The 21,311-nt window shown below is 41.1% G+C and carries 15 protein-coding genes; 8 read left to right on the top strand and 7 right to left on the bottom strand.

Annotation, left to right across the window (positions count from 1 at the left end):
• Window positions 1-5: 5 nt before the first annotated feature.
• The gene (locus N7E81_RS01240; protein WP_263051465.1) at window positions 6-314 is read right to left on the bottom strand and encodes an isoamylase early set domain-containing protein; all 309 of its coding nucleotides are present in this window, start codon (window positions 312-314) and stop codon (window positions 6-8) included.
• A gap of 11 nt (window positions 315-325) precedes the next feature.
• A complete protein-coding gene (locus N7E81_RS01235; protein ID WP_263051464.1) occupies window positions 326-2,767 on the bottom strand; it encodes a glycoside hydrolase family 31 protein in 2,442 nt (813 codons plus the stop codon).
• Between the two features lie 321 nt (window positions 2,768-3,088).
• On the opposite strand from N7E81_RS01235, the gene N7E81_RS01230 reads away from it, so the two are divergent.
• The 5 genes from N7E81_RS01230 to N7E81_RS01210 all read left to right on the top strand — a co-directional run bounded on the left by N7E81_RS01230 (window position 3,089) and on the right by N7E81_RS01210 (window position 12,288).
• On the top strand, window positions 3,089-4,915 hold the full coding sequence (locus tag N7E81_RS01230; protein ID WP_263051463.1) for a glycosyltransferase: 1,827 nt from the start codon (window positions 3,089-3,091) through the stop codon (window positions 4,913-4,915).
• Between the two features lie 101 nt (window positions 4,916-5,016).
• On the top strand, window positions 5,017-6,486 hold the full coding sequence (locus N7E81_RS01225; RefSeq protein ID WP_263051462.1) for a DUF4301 family protein: 1,470 nt from the start codon (window positions 5,017-5,019) through the stop codon (window positions 6,484-6,486).
• 141 nt (window positions 6,487-6,627) lie between these two features.
• A complete protein-coding gene (locus N7E81_RS01220) occupies window positions 6,628-7,590 on the top strand; it encodes an AAA family ATPase (RefSeq protein WP_263053108.1) in 963 nt (320 codons plus the stop codon).
• Window positions 7,591-7,814: 224 nt separating this feature from the next.
• Window positions 7,815-9,110 carry a hypothetical protein gene (locus N7E81_RS01215; protein WP_263051461.1) on the top strand — a complete coding sequence of 432 codons (1,296 nt, stop codon included), beginning with the start codon at window positions 7,815-7,817 and terminating at the stop codon, window positions 9,108-9,110.
• A 313-nt stretch (window positions 9,111-9,423) separates the two neighbouring features.
• Window positions 9,424-12,288 (top strand): TonB-dependent receptor, encoded by a 2,865-nt coding sequence (locus N7E81_RS01210; protein ID WP_263051460.1) that lies wholly within the window; start codon window positions 9,424-9,426, stop codon window positions 12,286-12,288.
• A 49-nt stretch (window positions 12,289-12,337) separates the two neighbouring features.
• Here the strand turns inward: N7E81_RS01210 and N7E81_RS01205 are convergent, their stop codons facing one another.
• Entirely contained in the window at window positions 12,338-13,015 is a 678-nt protein-coding gene (locus N7E81_RS01205) for a hypothetical protein (protein ID WP_263051459.1), read from the bottom strand.
• Between the two features lie 266 nt (window positions 13,016-13,281).
• On the opposite strand from N7E81_RS01205, the gene N7E81_RS01200 reads away from it, so the two are divergent.
• Window positions 13,282-15,186: a CASTOR/POLLUX-related putative ion channel gene (locus N7E81_RS01200; RefSeq protein ID WP_263051458.1), complete on the top strand. Its 1,905-nt coding sequence runs from the start codon at window positions 13,282-13,284 to the stop codon at window positions 15,184-15,186.
• Here N7E81_RS01200 and N7E81_RS01195 read toward each other — a convergent pair.
• Window positions 15,183-15,368, bottom strand: a complete 186-nt coding sequence (locus tag N7E81_RS01195; protein ID WP_263051457.1) for a hypothetical protein — start codon at window positions 15,366-15,368, stop codon at window positions 15,183-15,185. The genes N7E81_RS01200 and N7E81_RS01195 overlap by 4 nt on opposite strands.
• Before the next feature lie 288 nt (window positions 15,369-15,656).
• Window positions 15,657-15,830: a hypothetical protein gene (locus N7E81_RS01190; protein WP_263051456.1), complete on the bottom strand. Its 174-nt coding sequence runs from the start codon at window positions 15,828-15,830 to the stop codon at window positions 15,657-15,659.
• Between the two features lie 233 nt (window positions 15,831-16,063).
• On the opposite strand from N7E81_RS01190, the gene gdhA reads away from it, so the two are divergent.
• Both gdhA and N7E81_RS01180 read left to right on the top strand, forming a co-directional pair.
• Complete coding sequence (gdhA, locus tag N7E81_RS01185; RefSeq protein ID WP_263051455.1) at window positions 16,064-17,407, top strand: NADP-specific glutamate dehydrogenase; 1,344 nt, start codon at window positions 16,064-16,066, stop codon at window positions 17,405-17,407.
• Between the two features lie 320 nt (window positions 17,408-17,727).
• Complete coding sequence (locus tag N7E81_RS01180) at window positions 17,728-19,356, top strand: S41 family peptidase (RefSeq protein WP_263051454.1); 1,629 nt, start codon at window positions 17,728-17,730, stop codon at window positions 19,354-19,356.
• On the opposite strand, the gene N7E81_RS01175 is transcribed toward N7E81_RS01180, so the two are convergent.
• Both N7E81_RS01175 and N7E81_RS01170 read right to left on the bottom strand, forming a co-directional pair.
• Window positions 19,353-20,525: a CHASE2 domain-containing protein gene (locus tag N7E81_RS01175; protein WP_263051453.1), complete on the bottom strand. Its 1,173-nt coding sequence runs from the start codon at window positions 20,523-20,525 to the stop codon at window positions 19,353-19,355. The two genes, N7E81_RS01180 and N7E81_RS01175, sit on opposite strands and share 4 nt — an antisense overlap.
• Window positions 20,525-21,307, bottom strand: a complete 783-nt coding sequence (locus tag N7E81_RS01170) for a hypothetical protein (RefSeq protein ID WP_263051452.1) — start codon at window positions 21,305-21,307, stop codon at window positions 20,525-20,527. Before N7E81_RS01170 ends, N7E81_RS01175 begins: the two co-directional genes overlap by 1 nt.
• Between the last annotated feature and the right edge of the window lie 4 nt (window positions 21,308-21,311).

Here is a 21,311-nt window from a genome sequence, read left to right as displayed (position 1 = left end):
TCCTATTACAGGCTGATGATACAGTTTTGTTCTCCTGAGACAAGATTGTCTACAAAGCCGTCGGCTTCTGCCTCATTCATCCAATGCTGATTATCCACCAAGTACCGAAACTGATAACTATTGTTTTTGGGTAGTTCAGTTACGTATTTGAATGTGCCGTTTTTCAAGGCGCTAAATGCGGCCTTATGCTCATTCCATCCATTAAAATCACCCACGAGGGTGATTTTTTTAGCCGCGCCAGCTGTGTTCTTGTCTATGATCCAAGTGACTTTGCAGGCTTCTTTTGATTTTAGAAATTGCTTTTTAATGCTCATGGTTAGATGATTTATTTGATTTCTATTTTTTTAAAATCCTTTTTTACGTAAAGTATAACCACTCCATTTTCATATTTGGCTTGTGCCAAATGATCTTCGTTGTCTACCAATAGCTGTGCAGGGAGCTGATGCAACCCGTGTAGGCGCAGGGCGTACGATTGATAGGTAGATTCATAAGAGCCTTCTGCACTTTGTGTGATGATCCAAGTGTCAAGCACAAAGTCCGAATCGAACGACTTGAGTACATGCCCCTCGGTACTAAGGTAATCATAGCCATCTCCACTGTCTTCGTAGACGGTAGAGTGCGTCAATTCAAATGGTTTGTAACATTCAAGCGTCAATTCATCAAAAACAAATTCATCTACGTACTGCATTTTAGGTTGCTTTGGTATGATGGCGCCCTGGCGTACGAAGATTGGAATCTGATGGAGTGGCGTGTCTACTGTGATTTCTAAACCTCCGTCTATCAATTGATCTGTCCAGTAGTTGTACCATTGGCCTGCGGTCAGGTACATCCTGCGTGTGCTTTTGCCAGGCTCAGATACTGGGCAGATCATCACATGATGCCCCAAGAAAAATTCTTCTTCTCTAAAGAAAGTCTCTGGATCTATATGTCCTTCGAGATGAAGCGAACGGATCATAGGCGTGCCTGTATGGGTGTGCACATAGAAGACAGAGTAGATATACGGCAGCCATTCGTATCGCATTTCGATAAACTGTCGGACAATGTTTACGTACTGTTGATCAAATTTCCAAGGTTCTTTGTCTCCATGGTCGCCTGAGGAGTGTGTTCTGAAAAACGGATGAAAAACGGCCATCTGAATCCATCGGGTATAAAGTTCACCATCAGGCGACCCGATAAACCCTCCTACATCTGATCCTGCGAAGGAGACCCCTGAGGCTGCTAGTCTTTGGCATTGAATATTGGCTAGTTTGAGGTGCTCCCAAGTAGCCATATTGTCGCCAGTCCATACGGATGCATGACGTTGTACGCCTGCATAGGCGGATCTGGAGATTGTGAAAGGTCGTTTGCCTTCCATATATTTCTTTTGTCCTGCACAAGTGGCCTGTGCCATGAGCGATCCATATACATTGTGTCCTTTTCTGTGGCTGCCTGGGTGTCCGTCGAAGTCGTGCCGCACATCGTTGGGGAAGGTACCGTCTTCGAAAGTCGCAGGCTCGTTCATATCATTCCATACACCATCTACGCCATCGTTCATCAGGCCTTCGAAGAGTGTAGTCCACCACTCACGGGTAGCTGCTTTGGTAAAGTCAGGGAAATGACAAAGTCCTGGCCATACGCTGGCTTTGAGTAGGTCGCCATCCATTCTTTGGCAGAAATGCTGACCTGCTATGCCTTGCTTATAGACGTCGTAGTTTTTGTCGATTTTGATTCCGGGGTCGATGATTACGACAGTTTTAAACCCCTGCTCTTTTAGATCAGCTATCATTTTAGCGGGGTCTGGAAATTTCTTGTTGTCCCAAGTAAAACACCTAAAACCATCCATGTAATCGATGTCGAGGTGAATCACATCGCATGGGATTTTTCGACTTCTGAATTCTTCTCCTAGTTTTCTCACTACAGATTCTGGATAGTAGCTCCACTTGCTCTGATGGTAGCCCAGTGCCCATTTTGGGGGGAGCTGTGGTCGGCCAGTGAGTAGTGCATATTTTCTGGCTACATCTATCAGTTTTGGTCCATGGATATAGTAATATCTCATTTCTCCTCCTTGTGCCCAAAAGCTGCAAACGGTAGTGCGCTCTTTGCCAAAATCAAAAAAACTTCGAAAAGTATTGTCCATGAATATACCATAGCCGATTTGGCTGTGTTGGCCCATATAAAAAGGGATGTTTTTGTAAACAGGGTCGGTTTCGTTGCCATACCCATAGCAATCGGTACCCCAGAGTTCGCGTTTGGTGCCGATCAGGTTGAGTCTGCCTGTTTTGTCTCCCAGTCCGTAAAACTTCTCACCAGCATGCAGTACTTTCGTGCAAATATTTATAGTGCCTCCATAGTGCTTGTGATCTTGCCAATGATAGCCTTTTTCGTCTTCAAGTACGCTTGTGCCTTCTAAAGTGGTGATTTTTGTCGCCAAGTTGGTCTTGCTGATATAGCACTTGAGTACGTTTGTTTTGATTACAAATGTAGTCTTCAGGTCTTCAAACTTGTAGTCTGTTTGATCAGCGCTGAAACTGGGGTCTATAGCATACGAAAAATCATCGTCGAAGTAGCCTTCGTTGCCGTGTCTGAATTTGAGTATGTCGGGAGAGACTACCGTGATTTGTAAAGAGGCCTTTTCTCCGTGAAACAAAAAAGAATTCTCTTGCTTTTCCCAAGACACTAGACTGCCAGCGAAAAATTCTTCCGCATTCTTGTCTTGAAATTTTTCTATATAATTACCAGAGAAATCTGAGTTCTCTTCTTTTTGTATTTCTTCTTTAAGATTATCCATTTCTTATTTTATCATGGAGAAATTTAATGTATTTTGAGGGGGACATCGATCCATCAAGCGAGATATAATACTAAAATAATGTATCAAGCAACTCGAAATGGTTTTGTCACCATTCTCGTTTGTAATTTAGGTAGCATTGGCAATAAATCTATTGTTTGGTGGTATGCTTTTTAACAGGATTGCGGAATGATGACTTTATTTTCAATATTTACCCAGATATTTTAGATAATTTACAATTTGATTTTTTTGTGAATAACAAATTCAATTGGTCTGTCGCAGCTCAATTTCTGAATAGTTGTTCATTAGCATATATGATGGCATATGGGAAAGAAGGCAAAACAAACGATAAGTAGCAAGGCCAGTTTAGTGGAAGTGGCATGGGAGGTCTGCAATCAGGTAGGAGGAATATACACCGTGATACGTTCAAAAGTTCCGACGATGAAAAAGGGCTGGGGAGAAAACTATGTGCTACTAGGCCCAAATGTAAACCCAAATGTCAGCTCTGATTTTGAAGAAGACTTGACACTCGATTCGCCAGTAGTTGGGGTAGTTCGAGAGTTACAAGGAATGGGCTGGGATGTAAAAGTAGGATCTTGGCTCGTGTCGGGCAGACCAACCACCGTTTTGTTTAATCCTAACAGTGTGATGCATCAGTTGGGAGAGATCAAGTATTGTTATTGGAAAGATCATCATATCTCATTTGACCAGCATGATCCTCTGATGGATCAGGTATTGGCTTTTGGTTTTATGGTTAAAGAGTTTTTATCGCGATATGCCAAACTCTGTCTAGAGCAAGACATGGATGTAGTGGCTCATTTTCATGAGTGGATGGCAGGCACGGCTATTCCTGATTTGAGAAAAGAACAAATCCCGATTCAGACAGTGTTTACGACACATGCTACTTTGCTGGGGAGATATTTGGCAATGAATGATCCTTTTTTTTATGATCATCTTCCATTTTTAAATTGGGAATCGGAGGCTAAAAAATTCAACATAGAGCCTACAGCCAAATTAGAGCGAGCTTGCGCTCATGGGGCGAAGGTATTCACTACAGTGAGTGAGGTGACAGCCCAAGAGTGTGTGCATCTTCTTGGTAGAAACCCAGATGCCATATTGCCCAATGGTCTTAATATTGAACGGTTTTCTGTTTTGCACGAAGTGCAAAATCTACATCACAGGTATAAAGAGCAAATCGAACACTTTATCATGGGGCATTTTTTTCAGTCCTATTCATTCGATCTGAGCAACACGCTATATTTTTTCACTTCAGGTCGTTTTGAATATAAAAACAAAGGGTATGATTTGACTTTAGAGGCCTTGGCTCGTTTGAACCACCTGATGAAAGAACAAGGCATTGATAAAACAGTGGTGATGTTTTTTGTGACCAAGCAGCCTTATATGAGTATCAATCAGGATGTGTTGACCTCACGTGCTATCATGGAAGAGATCGATCACAACTGCGATGCCATCATGGAGCAGCTCAAGCAGCGCTTGTTTATGGCTGCAGCCACCAATGAGAAACATAGGTTGCCAGATCTCAATGAAATGGTGGATGATTATTGGAAACTCAGATACAGGAGGACAATCCAGTCATGGAAATCTGATCGATTGCCAAGTGTGGTTACTCACAATTTGTATCATGATGGGCAAGACCCTATTCTTAATTTTTTGAGAAATGCCAATCTGCTGAATTATGAATCAGATAAGGTGAAAGTGGTATATCACCCAGATTTTATTACGTCTACCAATCCGCTTTTTGGGATGGATTATGGGCAGTTTGTACGGGGGTGCCATCTAGGGATTTTCCCAAGCTACTATGAGCCCTGGGGGTACACGCCAGTAGAGTGTTTGGCACGTGGTGTGTCGGCGGTTACTTCGGACTTATCTGGATTTGGCAATTATGTGAAGCACATCAAAAAAGGAAATGAAGCACATGGGATGTATTTGATCGAACGTGAAAACAAAGATTTTCATTCGTCAGCAGATCAGCTAGCCCGAAAAATGCTGCAGTTTGTGACTTCCACTTCAAAAAACAGGATACAAAGTAGAAATAAAGCCGAAGATTTGTCTGAAGAATTTGACTGGAAAAACTTGATTAAACACTATAACAAAGCCTATGAAATGGCCATTGCTCAGTTTTCCATTTAACCCTTTTCATAAATGAGGTGTTCCAAATAATTTCTTTTATTTATTAGGGCGTGCCTCAGAGATGATTTAATTAAAGTAGTACAACCAAAAACTAAATGTTAATGTTTTCAAAAGAACAAGAGGATGATATCCAATCGAGAGGAAGTCATATTGAAATTGTAAAGCAGCAAGTCGCTGATTTCAAGACGGGCTTTCCGTTTCTCGATCTCGATAGGCCAGCCACCATTGGAGATGGGATTGTGCAGCTGTCGGAGCAAGAGACAGCGGCCTATGTAGAAGGCTACGAAAAAGCTACGGTAAATAAAAGCTTGTTGAAATTTGTGCCTGCTTCTGGTGCGGCTACACGCATGTTCAAAGACCTGTTTGAATACCTTGCCGAAGGTAAATTGAATGCTGGGACGGAGCAATTTATTGCTGGTATTCAAGATTTTGCTTTTTATACGGAGTTGGTCGAAGCGTTGAAACAACAAGGGTTGAAGATGGATGAGCTGTTGGCAGCGCAAGATTATCAGCCTATTGTTCGAGTGCTATTAGAAGAGGATGGTTTGGGCTATGGCAGTCTGCCTAAGGGATTGCTGGCTTTTCATAAAACCGAAAATGGGGCAAAAACACCATTAGAAGAACACCTGATAGAAGGGGCAAAGTATGCGCTAGGCACAGACGGCGTGGCGCATTTGCATTTTACCGTATCACCAGAGCATCAGAAAAAATTTGAACTAAAACTCGCATCAGTAGTGGGGAGGTATGAGCAGGCTTTTGAGGTGAAATATCAGGTTTCTTTTTCACAACAGAAATCATCGACAGACACACTTGCGGTAGACTTAAAGAACGAACCGTTTTTAGAAGATGGCAAGTTGCTGTTTAGACCAGCGGGTCATGGTGCTTTATTGGCCAATTTGAATGACCTCGAAGCGGATGTCGTTTTTGTGAAGAATATTGATAATGTGGTGCCAGATCACTTGAAGGCAGATACAATTACTTATAAAAAGGCACTAGCAAGTATGTTGATTGCATTTCAGCAAGATTCCTTTGGTTGGCTTGGGCGTATAGCGCAGGGAGAAGACTGTACGACTGAAGCCCAAGAGATATTAAAAGCAAAGTATGGTATTAGTTTAGCATTGTCCAGTTCGGCAGCATTAGCCAAATACCTGAATCGTCCCGTGCGGGTTTGTGGGATGGTAGTCAATACGGGAGAGCCCGGTGGAGGGCCGTTTTGGGTGAAAGAAGGCGAGGGAACTTCCTTGCAAATAGCAGAGACCGCACAAATAGACTTGACTAATGAGGCACAAGCAGCTATTCTAAAAAAATCTTCCCACTTCAATCCCGTGGATTTGGTCTGTGGGGTCAAGGATTTTAAAGGACGAAAATTTGATTTGATACAATATCGAAATAATAAAACGGGATTTATTACTCAGAAGTCGAGAGGAGGCAAAGCAGTGAAGGCCATGGAATTGCCAGGCTTATGGAATGGTGCCATGGCGGACTGGGTCACATTATTTGTAGAAGTCCCCATCACGACATTCAATCCAGTGAAAACGGTGAATGACTTACTCAAGCCAACACATCAATAGTGCTTAACAATTTTTAACAGCGACTTGGGAGCGTTATACCTATTGTGGTTTTAAAACTTACCCAAGTTGCTTTAGTTTTGTTTGGTTAGAAACGAATAATCCTCGAATATGGAAGCAACTACAAGCGTAGAGAGTAAAAAAATACATCAGGAAAAGATCAAGCAGATTTATACTGAAGTAAATAAAATAGTGGTCGGGCAGAAGTATATGATCAATCGACTCATGGTTGGTTTATTTACTCAAGGGCATATTTTACTCGAAGGGGTGCCGGGATTGGCGAAGACTTTGACGGTAAATACATTGGCCAATGTGCTTCACTTAGATTTTAAGAGAATCCAGTTTACGCCAGACCTATTGCCTGCCGACTTGCTGGGTACGATGATATACAATCAGAAAGCGTCCAACTTTGAAGTGAAGAAAGGGCCAATTTTTGCCAACTTGATCTTGGCCGATGAGGTCAACCGATCTCCAGCGAAGGTGCAATCTGCCCTGCTAGAGTCGATGCAGGAAAAGCAAGTTACGATTGGCGAAACCACCTTCCAATTAGATCGCCCGTTCTTGGTATTGGCTACACAAAACCCCGTAGATCAGGAAGGAACGTACCCTCTACCAGAAGCGCAAGTGGATAGATTCATGATGAAAGTGCATGTTGGTTACCCATCTAAAGATGAGGAACTGGAAATCATGCGTCGCATGTCTAATATGACATTTGATAATGAAGTCAATACAATTTTGACCAAAGAAGACATCTTTGCGATTCGCGGTGAAATCAATCAAGTGAATCTATCGGAATCGTTAGAGAGATACATTATAGAACTGATTTTTGCTACTCGCGACCCTGCGGCATATGGTTTGAAAGAAGAAGCGAACTATATTCAATTTGGCGCATCACCAAGAGCCTCGATCAACCTGAATTTGGCAGCTAAAGCAATTGCTTTCTTAGAAGGACGTGATTTCGTGTTACCAGAAGATATCAAAGAAGTAGCGCCAGATGTACTTAATCATAGAATCATTTTGAACTACGAAGCCGAAGCGGATGGTATTACCACACACGACATTATCCAAGCAATATTGAGCAAAGTAAACATCAGTATGGTGAAGTAAAAAAACAGCATAAAACAGCAGAAAGAGCAGCTTCAGTCATGGAGCTGCTTTTTTGTTTTACCGTACGTCACATTCTCTTAACATTGATAAAATTTCAATAACACAATCACTACTTCTTTTAACAGAAAGGTAACTGCCTCTTGTGCCCGAGGTAACATGTCTTGCGCAGTTTTGCAGTACAAATTTTGAAAAAACTTAATATCAGAATACTTAAAAGAAAAAAAATGAAAAAGTTATTAGCACTATTATTTGTGTTCACTACAATGGGATTGATGGTTTCATGTGACGACGACGATAAGGATGATCCTGCAGTTCCTGCAAAAACAACTGAAGAATTGCAAACTGAAGCAGTAGAGACTACTCAAGCTGCCGTAGATGCTAAGGCATCATCTGATGATTCTGCCACTGGCGCCACTGACGAGACTGTATTTGATGATTGGACTTTGATGGACAATGCAGACCAAACTGCTTCAAGAGTAGCGGTAGATGCTGCTCCTGAGGTGGAGGTTGATGCCAATATTTCAACTGATACAGATTGGACTAAAGACAATGTATACGTTTTGAAAACTAGAGTAACAGTAGTAGATGGTGCTACATTGACTATCGAAGCTGGTACAGTAATCAAAGGCGATGCTTCTTTGTCAGGCGCTAAAGCAGCTGTATTAATGGTCGCTAGAGGGGCTAAATTGATAGCTGAAGGTACTGCAACTGAGCCTATTATCATGACTTCTACTGATGACGACATCGAGCCAGGTCAGTTCAAAGGAACGACATTGAATCAAGATTCAAAAGGAAAATGGGGTGGATTGGTAATCTTGGGTAAAGCTCCTGTGAGTGCTAAAACTGAGAATCCACAAATCGAAGGTGTAGATGCGAGTGATACCAACGGACAGTACGGTGGAGATGATGCTGCTGATAACTCTGGGTCTATCAAGTATGTGTCTATCAGACATGGTGGAGCTGAAATCGCTGAAGGTAGCGAAATCAACGGCTTGACGCTGGGTGGAGTAGGTACAGGTACTACTATCGAAAACATCGAAGTGTATGGCAACGAAGATGACGGAGTTGAATTCTTCGGAGGAACTGTAAACGTAACTAACCTTTTGGTTTATGCAGTTGGTGATGACGGTATCGATATCGATCAGTCTTACGCAGGTGAGGTTAAAAACTTCGCAGTATATACAGACAAAAACTCTGACAAATGTCTAGAAATTGATGGAAGAGAAGGAGCACTTGACAAGTCTTTCACATTGACAAACGGAACAATTCATGCAGTAGGATCTGACGCTAAAATGGAAGCAGATTTTAAATCTAAAGCTAAAGGCACGTTGACTAACGTTGATATGACTGGTTACAAAGTGAAGTTGTCTGCTTCTTACGATACTGAAGAGTATGTAGAAGGTGAAGCATATACTGAGACTGAAGACGCTGCTAAAAACGTAGCTGATGGATCTCTAGTGTTTACTAAAGTGAAAGCTTCTGAATTTGTAGTATACACTGGAAGCTTCGACGAAGAATAAATCGAAGTATCACAGGAAAGAAATTTAAGATTCATTTTCTGAATATAAGGGCTCTGGCTGTATGGTCAGGGCCTTTTTGTTTTGCTACCAATTAACACATTAAATTCTACTAATAATTTTTGTCTATACCGCTCATCGAGTAGTGTTTAAGTTAACTTAATATTACTATCGTTAAATAACGATTAAGCAACACTGAATGCTTTAAAAGCTATTTTTTTGATTCTAGTAAGTGAGTGGGTTTTTGTGTATTATCTAAATGTTATCAACCCATGAATAACGCTTTCATTTTTAAACATTTGTTAAAATTCGAAAAATGATCAAGGAACATGAGGGGTCTAGTTTTGCATCAAAATTAGGATATCAGAAAATGAACAAGATATTATTAACACTAGGATTAATTGTAAGCGCGGCGAGTATGTCACTGGCGCAACAAGGATTTTTAAGAGGACAAGTCATTGACGGATCTAACGGCGAAGGGCTCTTTGGTGCGACTGTCACCAAGCTAGGCACAACCCAAGGGTCTGTTGCTGATTTTGACGGAAACTTCTCTTTGTCTCTCGATGCAGGTACGCATGACATCATCATTCAGTTTGTGTCTTATCAGCCACAGACGATCGAAGGGGTGCAAGTAGTTGCAGGTGAAGTGACCAACATTAACGTAACGCTATCAGAAGATGTACAGCAGTTAGAGGCTGTTGTTGTTACGGCTGAGCAAATCAGAGACAATGAAGTCGCACTGATGTCTATGCAAAGAAAATCAGCTAACACTGTAGATGGGATCTCTTCTGCAGCATTCAAAAAAGTAGGTGATAGCAACTTGTCTACTGCCATGAATAGAGTCACAGGAGTGACTGTTCAAGGAGGTAAATATGTATACGTCCGTGGATTGGGCGATAGATACACTAAAACATCAATGAACGGGATGGTTATCCCAGGGCTAGATCCAGACAGAAACGACGTACAGATTGATATTTTCCCAACTGCGATCTTAGAAAATGTAGTGGTGTATAAGACTTTCAGCCCCAATCTTAATGGAGATTTTGCAGGTGGTTTGGTAGATATTCAGACCAAAGCTTTTCCCGAAGAAAAAACAACTTCTGTTTCTCTAAGTATGGGGTATAGTCCTGACATGCACTTTAAGTCTAATAATGTGACATATGATGGATCAGCTACCGATTTCTTAGGCTGGGACAACGGACAACGAGAGATGCCTATCGCAAAAGGAACGGAGATTCCTACAGCACCAAACGATTTTGTGGCAGAGACCACAAGAAAGTTTGATCCTACATTGGGCGTAAGTCGTGAAAGAAATTTTATGAATACTGGACTTTCTGTATTGCACAGAAATCAAATTCAAGGCGATAAAGTGACTTGGGGTTATAATGCTATTTTGAGCTATAAAAGCACCAATACCTTTTACGAAGGGTATGAGCGAAAAAGATACGAAAAAGACAGAACCACTAGTGAGGTTGCCTTGGTGAGAGATTTTAGTGCAGTTGGCGATTTGGCTACCAACAGTGTGCTGTGGAGTGGTTTGGCTACGCTGGCCGCCAAGACAGACAATCACACCATTGGAACGAGTCTTTTGCATACGCAAAACGGAGTTTCTACTGCGCTAGACAGAGAAATGAATTTCTCTACACTCAATAATCCAACAAACATTAGCAATGATATATTGGCTTACACACAGCGTACAATGACTAATAATATCATATATGGTAAGCACAATTTTGATAAATTGAAAATAGAGTGGTCAAACGCATTGTTGTTTTCCAAGGTTAGTGATCCCGACTATAGAGATACCCGAATCAACGAAGATGGTGGAAACTATAGTTTTAGTAATGGAGGGTCCATGAATAGATTTTGGAGAGAACTGAACGAAGTGAGTGAAAGTTTCAAAATGGATTTGACTTACAACCTGAACGATAACAACAAGTTGAAAGCAGGTGGTATGATGACCTATAGAAATAGAGATTTTAGCGTGTACCAGTATGCGTATGAGCCACTGTCAGTTTTCGCTGTAGAGTACAACGATCCTAACTGGTTGTTAGAAGAAGACAACTTGTACTCTTCTACTAACCCTAACGGTTTGTACATCCAAGACAATAGCAATAACTACAACAACTATGAGGGTAGACAATCCATATTCGCAGGCTATTTGATGAATGAAATGCAGATAACACCTAAGTTGAAGTCGATCTACGGTGTAAGAATGGAAAACGTGCAGATGTACTACAGCGGAGTGAGGTTGAATGAAGATAATTCAAGCGAAGTGTTAGATGATGAAAGAACACTCAACGAAACTAACCTTTTGCCTTCTGTGGGTTTGGTTTATGCTTTGAGAGATGATATGAACCTTAGAGGCTCTTTTAATAAAACTTTGGCCAGACCATCTTTTAAAGAAAAGTCTTCAGCCTTTATTGAGGATCCGATCACTAGAACAAGATTCTCAGGGAACTTAGACATCAAACAGGCTGAAATTTTGAACTATGATTTGAGATGGGAGTTCTTCTTTACCGCTAGCGAAATGGTGTCTGTTTCATTCTTTTACAAAGATTTCACAGATCATATCGCTTTGGTTTTCTTCCCTAACAGCCCAGGTCAGTTGAAGCCTAGAAATGTAGGAGAAGCATCTGTATATGGAACGGAATTCGAAGTAAGGAAGAATTTGGGGATGATTAGCCCAGTACTTGAGAACCTGTCTATAGGCGGCAATATGTCTTTTGTCGTATCTAAAGTGAACAGAAAGACAGTAATAGTAGCGGAAGACGGTCAGTCTGAGTACGATAGTGAAGTAGCTTATACTGGTAGCAGTGATGGGGTGTCTCAGTATAGAGAAATGAGTGGTCAGTCTCCATATGTAGTTAATGGATACATGAACTATGACAACAATCCATTGGGCATTTCGGCTAACCTTTCTTACAATGTGCAAGGAGAAACCATTACCTTCATTGGAACCTCAAATGTACCAGACGTGTACACTAAGCCATTTCAAAGCTTGAATTTTAAATTGTCTAAAGATTTTGGAGAATTGGCTAAGTCACAAATTAGCTTCTCGGCTAAAAACTTACTGAATCAAGAAAGGGAGCAAGTATACAAATTTGGCAATAAAGAGCAGATTTTCTCTCTCTACAAGCCAGGTAGATTGTTTCAATTAAAATATACTTATACTTTTTAAGGCTTAATAATTAATCAAGAGTATTAAGGCAGCCAGAGGGCTGCCTTTTTCATTTGATCAGTGTAAGCTCTTTTTTGAGCTGAGCCAGTTGTTTTTGGTTGGCTTGTAGTTGGGATTGAAGTTTTTCGATCTTGTTGGTATTGCTTCTTAGTGTTTGGGATAGTGTGTTTTTCTCTTCTGGTTTCTTTTCCATTCGAGTTTTTATTTTGCTGTTTTCGAGCAAGTACTTGTCCATTTCCATACTGATATCTTTAGCGTCAGATTCTTTCTCCAATATTTTTTCTTGTACCACTTCAGTGAAGTAGTTCACCTTAAAGTCTTTCATTAGGTACTGAGCTTGTTTCTTCAAGTCAGCAACCTGATCAGTAGCTACACCATCAGTAATCAACGCCATTCTTAGTACGGTTTGTTTGTGCTTTTTTCCCTCATAGAGTTGGGATACAAATTTTAAAGGCTCATTGGCTTCTTTGCCTTGCGCAGGCACGGTAAGTTCTAGATGAGTTTTTTTGTTGAATATGACCGTTCGTGACTTTACGTATCGCCACCATTCCTTGTTTATCACTTCGAAGGGTTGTACAAAGGTAGTGCTGTAGCCACTAAAACTCTGTCCATCTATAGTAAACGACTGTGGGCTGATGGCAAGAGAGTATGTTTGAGCCGATGCAGGTAGATTTCCTCCATAGATTATAACAATGCTAAAAAAGAGGAGGAAGAGTTTTTTTTTCATTTTAGGAATTGAAATGGGGTGTAGTGTCTTGGAGGTCATTCGCATACGAAGTTAAAAATATTTGAAACAATCAATAATATGGCCAATACGTAGGTGCACTCAAATTTGCGCGAAGTAAAGCACAGATATAATTATCATAAAACGGTTGTTTTTCCATTATTGGATTATTTTTGCCCATATAAGCTGGAAAAACATATCTTACATGGATTGCACTTTCGGCCACTATTCGAAATGAATACGATTTAATTTAGCTACGACCTGAATAAATGAATAACAGCTCTTCCTTTCTTGCTAAGGCCAAATACCAATTTGATAATTACGTATCAAAAGGAACCATGACGCTAATCGGCGGTCTAGGGGTTTTGACTTTAATTCTTGTAGTTATTCTTGCCATCATTCTAGTTTTAACTGGGTTTGAAGTAGAGGCAGGAGAGAGTATTGGCTATCCCGAATCTTTGTGGCAAAACATGATTCACATGTTGGACCCAGGTACTTTAGGGAATACTACTGGAGGATGGTCTTTGAGAGTGTATTTGTTGGCCGTTACATTGGTCGGTGTAGTTGTACTATCTACATTGATTGGTTTGGTATCCAACGGTATCTTGACCAAACTGGAAGATTTGAGAAAGGGGAGATCCTTCGTTATTGAAAGAGATCATACCCTGATTTTGGGATGGTCCTCAAAGATTTTTACGATTATTTCTGAGCTGATAGAAGCAAATGAAAACCTGAAAGAAGGTGTGATTGTGATCTTGGCAGAGCGAGATAAAGTAGAGATGGAAGACGAAATCCGTCTTAAAGTAGGCGACACTTCTAATACCAGAGTAATCTGTAGGACAGGTAGCCCGATCGATGTAGATGATATCTACATTGCCAACCCATTTAGCTCTAAGTCCATTATTATTCTGGATAAAGACAACGAAAATTCTGATTCTCAAATTATTAAGACGATCGTAGCGATCGTAACCAACCCAAACAGAAGAAAAGAACCTTACCATATCACTGCTGAGATTCAAGACAGCAAAAACTACGAAGTAGCCAAGATGGTAGGTCAGGACGAAGTCGAGTTGATTTTGTCCGATGATTTTATTTCTAGAATCATGGTGCAGACCAGCCGTCAGTCTGGATTGAGTGTGGTGTATATCGAGTTGATGGACTATGATGGTGATGAAATCTATTTCGTAGAAGAGCCTTCTCTTGTGGGTAGGACCTTTAGAGAAATCATCTTCGCTTATGAAGATTCTGCTATTATGGGACTACAGTTTGCCGACGGTACAGTCGCCATTAATCCTCCAATGGATACGGTATTCAATGAAGGTGATCAAATCATAGGTATTACCGAAGATGATGATACCTTGGTGCCATCAGGTATAGTTGATTACGAAATCGAGGAGGGACGATTGACTGGCCGAGTAGAAGAAGAAACCAAAGAAGAACAAATATTAATTATCGGTTGGAACGACCGTGCGAAGAATATCATCAGGGAGTTGGATCACTATGCCCCTTATGGGTCTACCGTGAAAGTAGTGTCTAAATTTGAAGATCCTGTAACCGTTATTCAGCGTCTCAAACCATCATTGAATAACCTGACTGTAGAATTCAAACGAGCAGAAACTACCGACAGAGAAACACTAGAGAAGCTAGAGATCCCTAACTACGATTATATCATCTTACTTTGCTACGAACAGCACTTCCCAGTGCAAGAGGCTGATGCGCAGACGTTGATCACACTATTGCACATCAGAAGTATTGCTGAGCGTACAGAAAAGCATTTGAATCTCGTCAGTGAGATGATTGATATGAAAAACAGATTATTGGCAGATATCACTAGTGCGGATGACTTTATCGTAAGTGATAAGCTACTCAGTTTATTGATGACACAGGTGTCAGAAAATAAATTCTTGATGAGAGTATTCGAAGACCTATTCGATGCCGATGGATCTGAGATATACATTAAGCCTGCCACAGAATATATCACTACAGGCAAAGCTGTTAACTTCTATACGATTCTGGAGTCTGCTGCACGCAAGAATGAGGTAGCCATAGGCTATAGAATTCTTGCCAAGAGCAAAGATCCTAATTCGGCATACGGCGTGGTGGTCAACCCTAAGAAATCGGACATGATCGAATTGACCGACAAGGACGAAATTATTGTTCTATCGGAAGATTAAAAAGCTGATTGTTGCTGGAGAGCTGAGCGAATTTCGCTGATGGCTCTTTTTCTATAAGAATCTTCTGTTTGCTGGTTTTGTAAAGACATTTGCTTTACATACTGCATCACATTGTTTTTCTGATCGGTGTCGAGGCTCTTCACATTTTGCATGATTTCCAAGACGGTGGCTAATTGATCCATTTCTAGTAAAGTTTTAGTGAACTCATTGCTGAATAAAATAGATATCCCAAAAGTAGGGCCAATAATCAATGAAATAAATACGCCATTTACCTAAATTGAAAAATAGGTGAGATGCGCATTTATGAGGCTATTGGAAATGAGCGACTTACTCAAAATCAGACATATATCTAGTTTTAATGAGTGATAAGTCTCCCCTGAATTAGTTGGGGGCTTACGGTCAACTTTGGTCTTATTCCAGCCTTAATAGCAATATCCATAAAACGTTGAGGACATGTTTGGATCTCAAGTTTAGCGTTTCAGTGCTTTCTTTATTTGTAATAGTGCATTTTTCCGATACCTCTCCGTCACTATTGAAGAATGAGAATATCTGTTTTTGATGTAGTCCAGTAGATCTATTTGATCTTCTTGTTTGAGCGTCCTCAGTGAATTGAGCAAATCGGGTGTGGTGGGGTACGTGTTCATGTTTTTCTATGTTTTGGTGCTTAATCAAAGGAACGAATTCTATTTTTCTTAGGCTATTCTGCTCGATTATCATTATTTTAATTAATGATTAATACCCGTGCCTGTTTTCGAATTGGATCGTTATATTCTTTAATATTAGAGTAAAATATAAGTAGGTACTAGGGCATATTTTTTCGGATTTGCTCATATTAATTAAGGTTTTCAATCTAAAATTTAATCCTATGTCAAACCCAATGACTCAGACAATAGAGGCCTTCGTAGAAAGTATAGCGGCTAAAAATTCTGGAGAATCTGAATTTATACAGGCTGTTCGAGAAGTGGCCGAAGTTATTATTCCTTTCAATGAAAATCACCCCAAGTACAAAGAAGCTAATATCCTAGAGCGAATGTGTGAACCTGAGCGTGTCGTTATCTTTCGGGTACCATGGGTAGATGATAAAGGCACATTCAGAATCAATCGTGCTTTTAGGGTACAGATGAACTCGGCCATAGGCCCGTACAAAGGTGGTTTAAGATTTCATCCTACAGTCAATTTGAGTATACTCAAGTTTTTGGCTTTTGAGCAAGTATTTAAAAATAGCCTGACTACGCTGTCGATGGGTGGGGGCAAAGGAGGAAGTGACTTCGATCCTAAGGGCAAATCCGATGCAGAGGTGATGCGTTTTTGTCAGAGTTTTATGACGGAGTTGGCAAAGCATATTGGAGGATTTACCGACGTACCTGCGGGCGACATTGGTGTGGGTGGCAGAGAGATAGGCTATATGTTTGGCCAATATAAAAGATTACGTAACGAATTTGCAGGTGTATTAACTGGTAAGGGATTAGCGTATGGTGGGAGCTTGATTCGGACCGAGGCTACAGGCTATGGAGTGGTCTATTTTGCCAATGAAGTATTGAAAGCGCACGGGCAGGGGATCACAGGAAAAATCTGTGCTGTATCGGGCAGTGGTAATGTCGCTCAGTATACCATTGAGAAACTGCTGCACTTGGGCGCTAAGCCAGTGACTGTTTCAGATTCAGAGGGCCATATATACGATCCCGATGGAATCGATGAAGAAAAGCTAGCTTTCATCAAAGCATTGAAAAATGAAAGAAGAGGGCGTATCAGTGAATATGCGGAGGTGTATAAAGAAGCTATTTTCAATAAAGGCATTACGCCATGGCATGCCAAGGTGGATTTGGCTTTCCCGTGTGCTACTCAGAATGAGCTGCCTGTAGAAGACGTGCGAATGCTGATAGACAATGGCTGTATCGGTGTGTTTGAAGGCGCCAACATGCCTACTACAGAAGAAGCCATTCATTTGATCAGAGAAAAGCGAGTCATGTTTACACCAGGCAAAGCATCCAATGCTGGTGGGGTGGCTACCTCTGGTTTGGAAATGACGCAAAATAGCATCCGTATTCCATGGACTAGAGAGGAAGTGGATAGTAAGCTCAAAGAAATTATGATTTCGATTCACGAAAACTGTGAGAAATATGGGCGAGTAGATGACACTTATGTGGATTATGTGAAAGGAGCTAACATAGCTGGCTATGTGAAAGTGGCAGATGCCATGCTTGCGCAAGGTCATGTATAATTTCTGATATTAATACGTCTCCTATTTGCGGTATAAATAGAACGGATTATCTTTGACCCTCAATTAAATCACGTTCGGATATGGCAATGTTAGGATTGATTATCGTTTTGTTCGTTGCGGCTATGGTTTGCCCATTTGTTCTGCCAAACGAAAAAGTTAGTAATCACGAAAAAGACTGGGATACTTGGTAAGCCAGTCTTTTTCTTTTGCATCTATACCTACATTTTTCTCCCCATTCCCGTTTGGTGAATTAAGACCCAATTTGAGTATCTTAATGATACGCTCTTCGTAATAGGGCTATTACCTTTATTCCCAGGTCTATGAAAATTCAGAATACCAAATCGCAAATCAGATTACCTCTTTTTATCGCTATGGCTATCGCAGCTGGTATCTTTATAGGTGCCAACATGACGACTTCGACCAAGAGTAGTTCTGATCTTGCCCAGTCTCTTCAAAAATTTCGTGAAATTCTGAATTACATAGATCGTAATTATGTCGACGAAGTCAAGACAGACGACTTGGTAGAAAAAGCCATCGAGGATATGCTCGAAGAGTTGGACCCACACACAGCCTACATCCCAGCTGAAGAGCAAGAGTATAGCCGTGCACAGCTGGAAGGCAATTTTGATGGTATTGGTATAGAGTACAATATTTTTAGAGATACGATATATGTGGTAGCCCCTTTAAGTGGAGGGCCATCTGAGCGAGTGGGTTTGCTCACAGGCGACAAGATCATCAAAGTGGATGATGAAAATGTAGCTGGTATTGGTATCAAGACTCGTGGTGTGCTAGATAGACTCAGAGGACCCAAAGGTACACATGTGACGGTTTCTATTCTGAGAAAAAACAATAAGGAGCTACTTGATTTTGAGATTACCCGAGATAAAATCCCACAGTTTTCGGTGGATGCCTCCTATATGATAGACGATGAGATCGGCTATATCAAAGTAAATCGTTTTACGGCTACCACTTACGAGGAGTTTAAAATGGCATTGGCCAAATTGGATGAAGAAGGATTGAAAAAACTAGTGCTGGACCTTACAGGCAACCCTGGAGGGTATATGAATATGGCCATTCAGATGGCAGATGAGTTTATCCCAGGAGACGAAATGATCGTGTTTACCAAGGGCAAAGAGTTTAGATATAATCAGGAACACAGAGCAGGAAGGGTAGGCTTGTTCGAAGACCGGCCTTTGATTGTGCTGATCGATGAGGGTAGTGCCTCAGCCTCAGAGATAGTGTCAGGTGCTATTCAAGACAATGATCGAGGTCTTGTGGTAGGCAGAAGGTCGTTTGGCAAAGGGTTGGTGCAAATGCCGATTGACTTGTCTGATGGATCTGAATTGAGACTGACTATTTCAAGATATTACACGCCAAGTGGTAGATCCATTCAGCGATCCTACGAAGGAGGTAAAGATGATTATTACAGTGATATTTACAACCGATACACATCTGGCGAGATGTATAATGCGGACAGCATTCATCAGAATGATTCACTCAAATACACTACATTGAAAGGCAGAACAGTCTATGGTGGTGGTGGTATTATGCCAGATTATTTTATCCCGATAGACACCGCTGGCAACTCTAGCTACCTCAATAAGTTGTTTACTACCAATGCTATCCGTGAGTATTCCTTGACCTATTCAGATGATAACAGAGCCAAATTAGAAGCGGATGGTTTCGATCAATATTTTGCAAAATTCCAAGTAAGCGAAGCAATGTTGCAATCACTAATAAAAGTTGCAGAGGAGAGTGGCTTGCCATACGAGCAGGCTCAGTTTGAACACTCAAAAGATCTGATTAAGCTCTATCTGAAAGCTCAGATCGCTCGTGGCATCTGGAACAACGATGGGTTTTATCCGATCTATAACCAATCCAACGAGATTTATAGCCAAGCGATTCAGCTCTTTGATCAGGCAGAGACTATTATGGCTCGTGCCAATTAATTTTTCACTTGCGTGTAAATGAAGCCAACCACTTTATCCATCAGATAAAAGGCAATGGCCAAAAAGAATACGTTTAGATGGATGTTGAATACGAAAAATGTGAGGCATGAAAGTAGGGTGAGTAGCAAGAGATAGCTCATGAATCCAGCTAAATAATCTGCGATTTTCACAGTACCAAAATGTCGGGTAATCATTTTTTCCATATAATCGCCTTCTACGAAGACCATATAGCTTAGGTAAGTATAGGCGGCGAATAGAAGTGCGAAAAACCAGAAGTTTATATAGGTGTCGCCTGCCTGAATGGTCAGCAAGGCATTGAGTAGAATCAAGGGGCCTGCAGTGATCTCGAATAGCGTTTCATGCATGTCGTTTTCGAAAAAGTCACCGATTACAACTATTTTTCCCGCCACATAATCTTGTATGTCTTGATTTTCTAAGAACAATAGCTCACCCATACTCACAGGGTTAAATCCTATTTCAATATCTTCAATGTCTTTTTGCAGTAGGCGGTAATTCATAATGAAATTATTTGGTGTCCATTGTTCACCTATCTTCACCCAAGGTCCCCATTGTGTAGCTGATTTTCCAGAGAGTTGTTCGTGCACTTTTAAAGGCGTGAGCTTGAGCGAGTCGTGATGTATGAGCTGATATTTGTATACACCATCGAAAACACTGCCTATGACATAGTCAGACAAGCCTTTGTTTGTATTTTGAAAAACAGGATATTCTAAGTAGCCATCGTCTCCCAAATGATAAGAGATAATCAATTGATCGAAGCGCTGCAAAACAGAGTCTAGTGCAGAGTCGAAGTCTGTAGTATCTAAAAAATGAACATCGAGAATAATGTATTTTGGTGGGGTTTGGCTTTGCGAAATAATGTCTAGGAGCCACGTTAATTTTTCACGGTCAGTAATCACTCGTTGCCCAATAGGGAAACCAAAATCGTCGAGTCGATCGATCAATTGTAAATCATATGATGTATTGATCAGTGCGTATTTTTCAGAAGGAGGAATTTCTCTGTTGGCGAACTTTAGGGCTGAGGTGCTCCAGATGAGGAGTTTTTCATCGCCAGCCAACCAAGGTAGACTCATCAAGTAAAAAGTAAGAAAGATCATGACTAAAGCATGAACTATGATCCCCAGCCAGAGAAACAATTTCTTTTTAGTCATCAATTCAGATTCTGGATAGCTGCCTTGATTTGATCCGCTTGGCATGCACCATACAGCGCGGTGACGATCTCTCGAATGGCATTGACCTGTTCTGTATTGTTTAGCTCCCCCATCGCTTTTGCGATGTGGCTTAGCTCGTCATCGCTCACCACTTCAAAGTCCAGTGAAGTGATGGCTATAGACTCTTCTTTGTTACTATCATAGTAGTATAGGGTAGTTTCGGAGGTTTGTTTAGGGTCTATGGTTATGCCATCTATAGTGTAAAACGACTTGATGTCAAAGACCAATTGGTTGTCGATGACGTCCAGTTTTTTATTGATGGCTTCGTTATTGAAAAGGAAACTGGCATAGAAAAAATGCGTGTCGTCTGTAGGGTATGCAGTGGGAGAGATGGCTGTTGCCAATCGGCCTCCAACGATAGCTAATGGCCCTTCTCCGAATTTTTTCACAAAATCCATCTGATTGTTTATACTGCCTGATCGTGTGCTCATTTTGCCTCTGGCAGGCGCCAGTACTGTGGAGAGTGTGTAGGCCAGATCGCTACGCTCTGCCTGGGTGGTTTGGTGCTGAATGACGTATCTGCCACGAGTATTACTCAGGGCAGCCGCACGTGCATGTGGTGTCTCAAATTTCAATTTGGAGTCATCAGTGAGTTTAGTACCAGACTTTAGGTAAGTCTGAGTTTGATTGTCGTATATTTTGCCTATCACGTGGATGATAGTATACTGCTGGGCCTGTGCAGATTGGAAGGCCAGTATCAAGAGTATGATGATGAGTCTCATGTTT

Origin of the sequence: Reichenbachiella carrageenanivorans, assembly GCF_025639805.1 — a bacterium.
Lineage (GTDB): Bacteria > Bacteroidota > Bacteroidia > Cytophagales > Cyclobacteriaceae > Reichenbachiella > Reichenbachiella carrageenanivorans.
The sequence above is the reverse complement of the archived record's forward strand: the minus strand, read 5'-3'. Positions and strand labels throughout refer to the sequence as shown.